This window comes from Aquitalea sp. ASV11 (assembly GCF_016429185.1).
Taxonomy (GTDB): domain Bacteria; phylum Pseudomonadota; class Gammaproteobacteria; order Burkholderiales; family Chromobacteriaceae; genus Aquitalea; species Aquitalea pelogenes.
In genome coordinates, this window is sequence record NZ_JAELUD010000119.1 from 1 (window position 1) to 6,454 (window position 6,454).

General features: G+C 49.1%; 6 protein-coding genes. 4 read left to right on the forward strand and 2 right to left on the reverse strand.

Going from position 1 to position 6,454, the window contains the following annotated elements:
- Positions 1 to 361 precede the first annotated feature (361 nt).
- The gene (locus tag JHD62_RS20860; RefSeq protein WP_199104497.1) at positions 362 to 1,774 is read right to left on the reverse strand and encodes an AAA family ATPase; all 1,413 of its coding nucleotides are present in this window, start codon (positions 1,772 to 1,774) and stop codon (positions 362 to 364) included.
- Positions 1,775 to 2,563: 789 nt separating this feature from the next.
- Here JHD62_RS20860 and JHD62_RS20865 point away from each other — a divergent pair.
- Genes JHD62_RS20865 through JHD62_RS20875 form a run of 3 tightly spaced genes read left to right on the forward strand, consistent with a single transcriptional unit; the run spans position 2,564 to position 4,501 of the window.
- Positions 2,564 to 3,547 (forward strand): DUF2726 domain-containing protein, encoded by a 984-nt coding sequence (locus JHD62_RS20865; protein ID WP_199104498.1) that lies wholly within the window; start codon positions 2,564 to 2,566, stop codon positions 3,545 to 3,547.
- Positions 3,544 to 4,233 carry a hypothetical protein gene (locus JHD62_RS20870; protein ID WP_199104499.1) on the forward strand — a complete coding sequence of 230 codons (690 nt, stop codon included), beginning with the start codon at positions 3,544 to 3,546 and terminating at the stop codon, positions 4,231 to 4,233. Before JHD62_RS20865 ends, JHD62_RS20870 begins: the two co-directional genes overlap by 4 nt.
- Before the next feature lie 10 nt (positions 4,234 to 4,243).
- Positions 4,244 to 4,501 carry a hypothetical protein gene (locus JHD62_RS20875; RefSeq protein ID WP_199104500.1) on the forward strand — a complete coding sequence of 86 codons (258 nt, stop codon included), beginning with the start codon at positions 4,244 to 4,246 and terminating at the stop codon, positions 4,499 to 4,501.
- Between the two features lie 82 nt (positions 4,502 to 4,583).
- On the opposite strand, the gene JHD62_RS20880 is transcribed toward JHD62_RS20875, so the two are convergent.
- Positions 4,584 to 5,156: a PEP-CTERM sorting domain-containing protein gene (locus JHD62_RS20880; RefSeq protein ID WP_199104501.1), complete on the reverse strand. Its 573-nt coding sequence runs from the start codon at positions 5,154 to 5,156 to the stop codon at positions 4,584 to 4,586.
- Positions 5,157 to 5,510: 354 nt separating this feature from the next.
- On the opposite strand from JHD62_RS20880, the gene JHD62_RS20885 reads away from it, so the two are divergent.
- Positions 5,511 to 5,726 carry a hypothetical protein gene (locus tag JHD62_RS20885; RefSeq protein ID WP_199104502.1) on the forward strand — a complete coding sequence of 72 codons (216 nt, stop codon included), beginning with the start codon at positions 5,511 to 5,513 and terminating at the stop codon, positions 5,724 to 5,726.
- Positions 5,727 to 6,454 lie beyond the last annotated feature (728 nt).

Sequence of the window (6,454 nt, forward strand, 5' to 3'; positions counted from 1 at the left end):
AGACGGCATACGAGATTATTGCGTTCGTCTCGTGGGCTCGGAGATGTGTATAAGAGACAGTTCCAACCCTTGTTTTTCTTGTCGGAGAATGTGTCGTAATCGAATACTACTTTACATCGTTTTGTGAAGTCATCAAATGCAACTTTCCCATATTTATTTTTAAGAAAATTCACTGTGCGAATTATTTTCCTGAGTTGCAGAGGTGAGCCTAGTGCAATGTCTTTTGCTTTGTATTTTCGGAGAATGGACTCAAGTATTTTATTGCTTGAAGGAAATTCTCTTTCAATAATTTTACTTACATGATGTAGATGTCTTTTCTGACATTCACTGTCCCATGCGTCTTGTATATTAATTAGCATTGCTATTCTCTGTTCTCTACTCGATTTTTTCTTTCATTAATTAGTCGCTCAATCTCACTCTTGATTACTTTGTCATCAATAATTTCTACGACTCCAGGATTGATCTCTTTGCCTTCGTCTATGTCTTCTATTAATTTCCTTATTGTACGGATTGCAAAAGAACCTAGAGATCCTGCATTATTGGCATGTCTTATTACCATATCGAGAGGTGCAGCAAATGATGCAGAAGGTGTTGTTGCTTGTTTTAATTCAAATATGTCATCGTTATCGGGAGGCTCATCTAGCATGGCAATGCAGTTCTTTGGAAAGTCCGACATTACGATTGGGGAGTGAGTTGTTATGATAACCTGGACGGTGTCAAATTTGCTTTTTATTTCGCTTATGGTTTTATCGAGGTAGTCAATGTAAAGTTGTTGCCAGTGAGTGTGCAAAAATGCATCACCCTCATCAATTAGAATTAGTAATTTCTTGCACTGATCTCTCTTAAATACTAGATCGCTATGATGCAGAATTTTGCTAAATTGATCGATTAGGGCAGCCGCCCCTGCACTCATGTCAGAGTAAATTATTTTAGCAAATTTTGATATGTCTAGGTGCTCAATTTCCTTGAGCTGATTGTAATTAATAAAGTACTCATTCTTTGTAAGCTTGTTGTCATTAACAATTTTTGATATTTCCGAAATTGTTTTTAATGTACTGTCAAAGCTATCGCCTGCCGGCCCTTGTGGTTCACTTTCAAGTAGTGATTTTAGCAGGCCCATCTTGGTTAGTAACTGGCGGCAAGCTTTTTCTGTTTTGTTGTGGTTGGAGTACGCGTGCTCATAAGCACGAAGATATAATATAAACTGACTTCCAATTACTTCCTTTAGCTTTGCGCCAAATTCTTTAGTATTTCTTTCGTTGACGTCATTCAGGTCTTGTATCTCTGGTGAGAAGTAATCAAACCCACTTTTGCGTAAATCATTAATTTTCTGATTGGTCTCTATGAAAGTGTCTATGTAGCTGTGAAATCCTTCACGTATTGTTGCAATTTTATTAATCTTTTTTGATGTATGATAAAAATTATAAAACAAGCTTCTGATGGAGCCGTGGCTTATAATATTCAATCTTAATTTGTGTTGGATTTTAATTTTAAAGAAAGATTCTAAGTCTTTATTTATTTCTCCGTGCAGTTCGGAATTGTGTTTAAGTTTTTCCGGTTGCAATTTTATAAATCTATTGCCAGATTGTGGCATTTCAACGCCAAATGGAACGGGCGTATAGTAAATGGCATAAGTATTCGGCATGTCATATTCCGATTCCCAATATAAATCGGCAATATCTCTTTTGTTTGGGTTTTTACTACTCAGAACGGATGCGATTTTTCTTAGCGCTCTAGTTTTGCCGCATCCGTTAGGGCCGACTAATAGAGTCATTGAGTCAGCTGCGTATATTCTTCTGGTAATTAATTCCACATCTTGACCGGGGCGAAGTGGAATTATTCTTCCGTTGAAAATGAACGAATTTAACATTGAAATTTTAGATCTGAGTTGTTGGAAATAATGAATTTAGTGTCTGTTTCGTGCGAATGTTTAGCATTGTGAAGCAACTTTTCTCTTTAATAATTATTTTTATTTGGTTTCGTTTTTTTGTGAAGGTTACTTACCTAACAGGTAAAATTTTAGATAAATGCAATTGGCTTAGTTTTAGGCTCAATCGTTATGAATAATGCGAATGCTACGTTAATTTATTTTTGTGCATAGTGTAAAATTATTGACTAATTACGAGGTGTTTCGCGGGAGACCCAATCAGCAGATTAATTCAACATCCTCAGAGAAATGGACTCAGATACCCCCAACGTTTTCTCCCTAAGCAACATTTTCGCTACTAGGCGGCTTGTTGATCTCTGGCCTACTTCGTGCGCACTTGCAGACGGTAATCGGCAGGTCTGCATATTTGAATTCATGAACATGGTTTGGCTGTTCCTTCATCAGTCCGCGTAGGTGCCATGGGTAGCGAGGGTCACCGTATTTTTTGATCTTCCAGATACGGTATTGGAAAGTCGCTATGAAGATGGCCAAGGCAAGCAGTAAGGAAAGGCCGATGTATAGAAGCCAGGTCATGTGGGGCTCGGTTGCTGCGCGGCTTGCCTGTGCGTTCTGTCACACCCCATCCAGGAGCGCTTCACTCTGGCCGCCGGTAAGCTTTCGCAATATGATGTTTGAATGCGTAAATTATTACTCTTATCCTCCCTGTTTGCCAGCGCCACTGCATCCGCCCAGGTGTACACCTGTACCGACCCGCAAACCGGGCGGGTGATCTACAGCAACTATCCCGGTTGTACCGTGGCCAATGCCGGTCAGCCCGCGCCTGTGCAATCGGTTCAGCCAGCCGCGCCTGTGCAGGTGCAGCCGATGCTGACTCCTGTCACACAAACCCCGCAGCAAGGGCAATCGGTGCAGCCGAGCATGGCACCGCCGGTCCAGCCCGCCGTTCAGCCTGCACCGCAGTTACCGCAGGTGATCCCTACACCAAACAACTTGCTGGCACCGATCTTCCAGGCGCTCAAGTGGCCGTTAATCCTGATAGCTGGTTTTGGCGTGTTGTCACTGATGCTGACCAAGAAGCAAGGCAGCGGGCGGGGGCGCAGGAAAAAGAATGCGCGCTGGCGAGAGCCGCGCATGGAACACGCGTCGGCAGCGCAGCCGGAGAGGGTGTTCCGGCCGGTGATCAAGAAGCCGGTGGATTACGGTAATGCCCGCTTCTGCCTGAAAAACAAAACCCTATTGTCGGAGCGTGAGCAGGGCTGCTACTGGCGGCTGGTGGAACACTTGTCGCCAGACTTCATCGTGCTGGCCCAGGTGGGTTTCAGCCAGATCCTCAGCACCAAGGGTGGTACTGGCGAACAGAACTATGCGCTGTACGGCACCATGCGGCAGAAAGTGGCGGACTTTGTGGTGTGCCGCCAGGACCTGAGCATCGTAGCGGTGATCGAGCTGGACGATAGCAGTCATCGTGGCAAGGAAGAACAAGACAAAAAGCGCGACGCCGCCGTGCGTCAGGCGGGTTTGCTCTCCTTCCGCCTGCCCAATACCCCCGGTAACGAGCCGGTGAAGAACCTGGCGGATGTGCTGCGGCGGATGTACCTGGGCGCAAATTCTGTATCATCCACGACGGGGCAATCTCCCGCAGCGAAGGAAGCAAGATGAAGCGAAGTTTGGCAGCCGGTTTTGCCCTGCTGGCGGTGATGAATGTCACGCAAGCGATGGAGGTGGAAGTGCGTGGCCAGGCCGTGCTGATGTCCGGGCCGGTGACTGGCATCGAGCTGCGGGTGCTGGAAAGTACGCTGGAGAGTCATCCTGACATCAATACCGTGGTGCTGAAGAATTCACATGGCGGCGATGCCCGTACCGGTTACGCGGTGGGTGAATTCATCCGGGCGCACAAGCTCAACACCGCCTTGTCCGGCTTCTGCATATCCTCCTGCTCGCGCATGTTCCTGGGTGGGGTGCAGCGGCAGTACTCCGATGAGCAGCCACTGGACAAAACCTTTGTCGGACTGCATGGCAACTATGCCGTCGATGGCAGCCTGCAAGCGGGGCGTATGGGCTACCTGAAAGACTGGGTCATCAAATACAGCGACGGCAAGGCCAACCCGGACCTGGTGGAGCAGTGGGTGCACATCCCCAATCATCATGGCTACATCGCCTTTTATCACCGGGATGCCAGCATTCTGCTCGGCACGCAAAAGGTAATGCTGTGTCAGGGTACCGAGGAGAAGGGCAAGCGGCAGGAACAATGCGCCAAGCCCGAGATGGGCGATGCGCTGGCGAATGGGATTGTGACAACGTGGGATATTTATCCCTTGCATGCCAACGCGCAACAAACTGACTGAGGTTAGTCAAATGCACAAGCTACTTGGCTGGTTGCTTTGCGCATTAAAGCTGTATGCATTTGCCGGGTTCGATGAAGGTATGCCTCCGCGCAAGAGCGAATGGAATGCCGCCAAGAAAGACCAACTGGAAGTGGTGCTGTATCACATGGTGTGTGATGGCAGCCTGCCGCTGGCCACCGCTCAGAAAGCCATGGCCACGGACTGGGTAGCGGCGTGGAAGCGATACGTGGCGGGGAATGCGGCCCTGGCCAAGGGGCATGTGGACTAAGCAGCGAGGCGGGAGGCAAGGCGAGGGGGGGTGAACCATAACCCGGTCCTGCCACCCGCAGGCAGCAAGACCGGGAAGGGCCTTACACCGACAGCGCGGCGGAGGACTGGCCCTGTTTCTTTTTGCGCAGCTTCAACGTAATGGCCAGCAGGCCCATTCCCATCAGTGCGTAGGTTTCTGGTTCCGGGACGGGGGAGACCTGATTGACTGCAACATTACTGAGGTAGGTCCAGCTTGGCACGTTGTAGCCAGAGAAGGATAAAACGGTACTGTTGGAAGTTGCCGTAAACACGTACTGGCTGGGCGTATACCCGATGCCTGCATTCACATTGCTAAAGCTTTCAGCGATATGGCCATTGATCAGCGCATTCAACTGGTTGTTATTGTAATTACCGTTCCAAAATGAAAAGGTTAGTGCGTAGCTGCTTCCTGCCGTCGTGGCCAAAGTCTGGCTGATCGTATCCATGTAAGGCGGAGAAACGGCACCAAAACCGATGGTGTTGTTTCCCGGAAGGTAGATATCGGTACCAAACGCGGCACGAGTGAGCGACCAGTCAGTCCAGCCCTGGCTGAAATCCCCGTTCTGCACCAGATTGGCATGTGCCAGTGGTGATGCCAACAATGCTGCGCTGACCAGCAAGCTTGCAATTTTCATGATGAATCCCTGATTGATTTTTAAGTGTTCTATTTATTCTGCTTAATATTATAAATGGATATGCCGGCACGCCATTTAAGTAAAAATGCGTAACAAAATGATAGGCGTTGCAAGAAAATGCGAATCGATGTCAACAAAACGGCCTGCTTGTAAATGCAGGGGCTGAAAGGGGCTGATGTAGTCCGAATGGATTACAAGTGGCGTGGCCACAGCCAAGGATTAGGAGTGGACGTGGGTGGTGATGGTGTGTGCGGTGTTGCAATCATGCCAATCGGATTGCATGGAAATGCCCGCCAATCACTACGCATCCCTCATTATTGGCCATCACAGGGCTGGTTGATACGGTGACTGGCCATGCCGCCAGTGCTGATGCCCTACACGCAAGGGGATGCAATGGAGATGACAAGCACGCCAGACATGCTCATCTTTACTATTGCCAGCGTTATCGCGCTGGTGGTGAAGATGCTGTTTGGGCGGTGGGTGGACGGCTGGGTGGTTGCAGGCGGAGCGGTGTTGTTGGCCTGGGGGCTGATGGAGTGGCTCAATCGGGGCACGGTGGTGTGTTACTGAGTGGGCGGGTGTGGCGTTGTGTGATCTGTGCAACGTGGCGTGGCGGGTGGTGGTGAGCGGGAGAACCGCGCGGGGTGGGCGTGTGGGGTTGTTGTGATGGATTTGAGTCGGTTTGGTGTGGCGCGGAGTGGCCGGGGCGCGTTTACAGGGCGCGGGGATGAATCTAGAATGTGAGTTACAAAAAGAGGCAAACAGCGCGCCAACGCTGAATGCCTCTTCATGTTGTACCTCACCTTACCTGGTGGGTTTTGACTCCTTCTTCTTTCGCGTGGATGGGAGAGTCACCGGAAAGCTCAATACGATGCATGCATCGTGTTGGGCTTTTTCCGTTTCTGCAGGGTGCTGCAGGTGACTGCTGTAATGCAGCAGCACGAATGCTGCCCGCTTTACCAACGTGCGCGCATAACGCGCGATATTTCTGAGCCATTTTCAATGGAAGTCTTGCTTGAATGAAATAAGTAGGCAATGCAGCCGTAATGACATTAAAATATTAAAATTTCCGGCATACATCAACATGATGAAATCATGGCTGTGGTCAGATTATTATTGAATTACATGTAGCTTGCTTTGCAATTAATAAAATTGTATGTATTTCAACTGTCGACCAGCAAATGGCATGATGTGCAGCTGTCTCTTATACACATCTCCGAGCCCACGAGACGAACGCAAAAAAGAGGGGGGGGGGGGGGGGGGGGGGGGGGGGGGGGGGGGGGGGGGGGGGGGGGGGG

Bases quoted from the DNA above. Each gene is read 5' to 3' on its own strand.
- JHD62_RS20860 (WP_199104497.1), bottom strand. From the start codon at position 1,774: ATGACTCTATTAGTCGGCCCTAACGGATGCGGCAAAACTAGAGCGCTA.
- JHD62_RS20865 (WP_199104498.1), top strand. From the start codon at position 2,564: ATGCGTAAATTATTACTCTTATCCTCCCTGTTTGCCAGCGCCACTGCA.
- JHD62_RS20870 (WP_199104499.1), top strand. From the start codon at position 3,544: ATGAAGCGAAGTTTGGCAGCCGGTTTTGCCCTGCTGGCGGTGATGAAT.
- JHD62_RS20875 (WP_199104500.1), top strand. From the start codon at position 4,244: ATGCACAAGCTACTTGGCTGGTTGCTTTGCGCATTAAAGCTGTATGCA.
- JHD62_RS20880 (WP_199104501.1), bottom strand. From the start codon at position 5,156: ATGAAAATTGCAAGCTTGCTGGTCAGCGCAGCATTGTTGGCATCACCA.
- JHD62_RS20885 (WP_199104502.1), top strand. From the start codon at position 5,511: ATGCCGCCAGTGCTGATGCCCTACACGCAAGGGGATGCAATGGAGATG.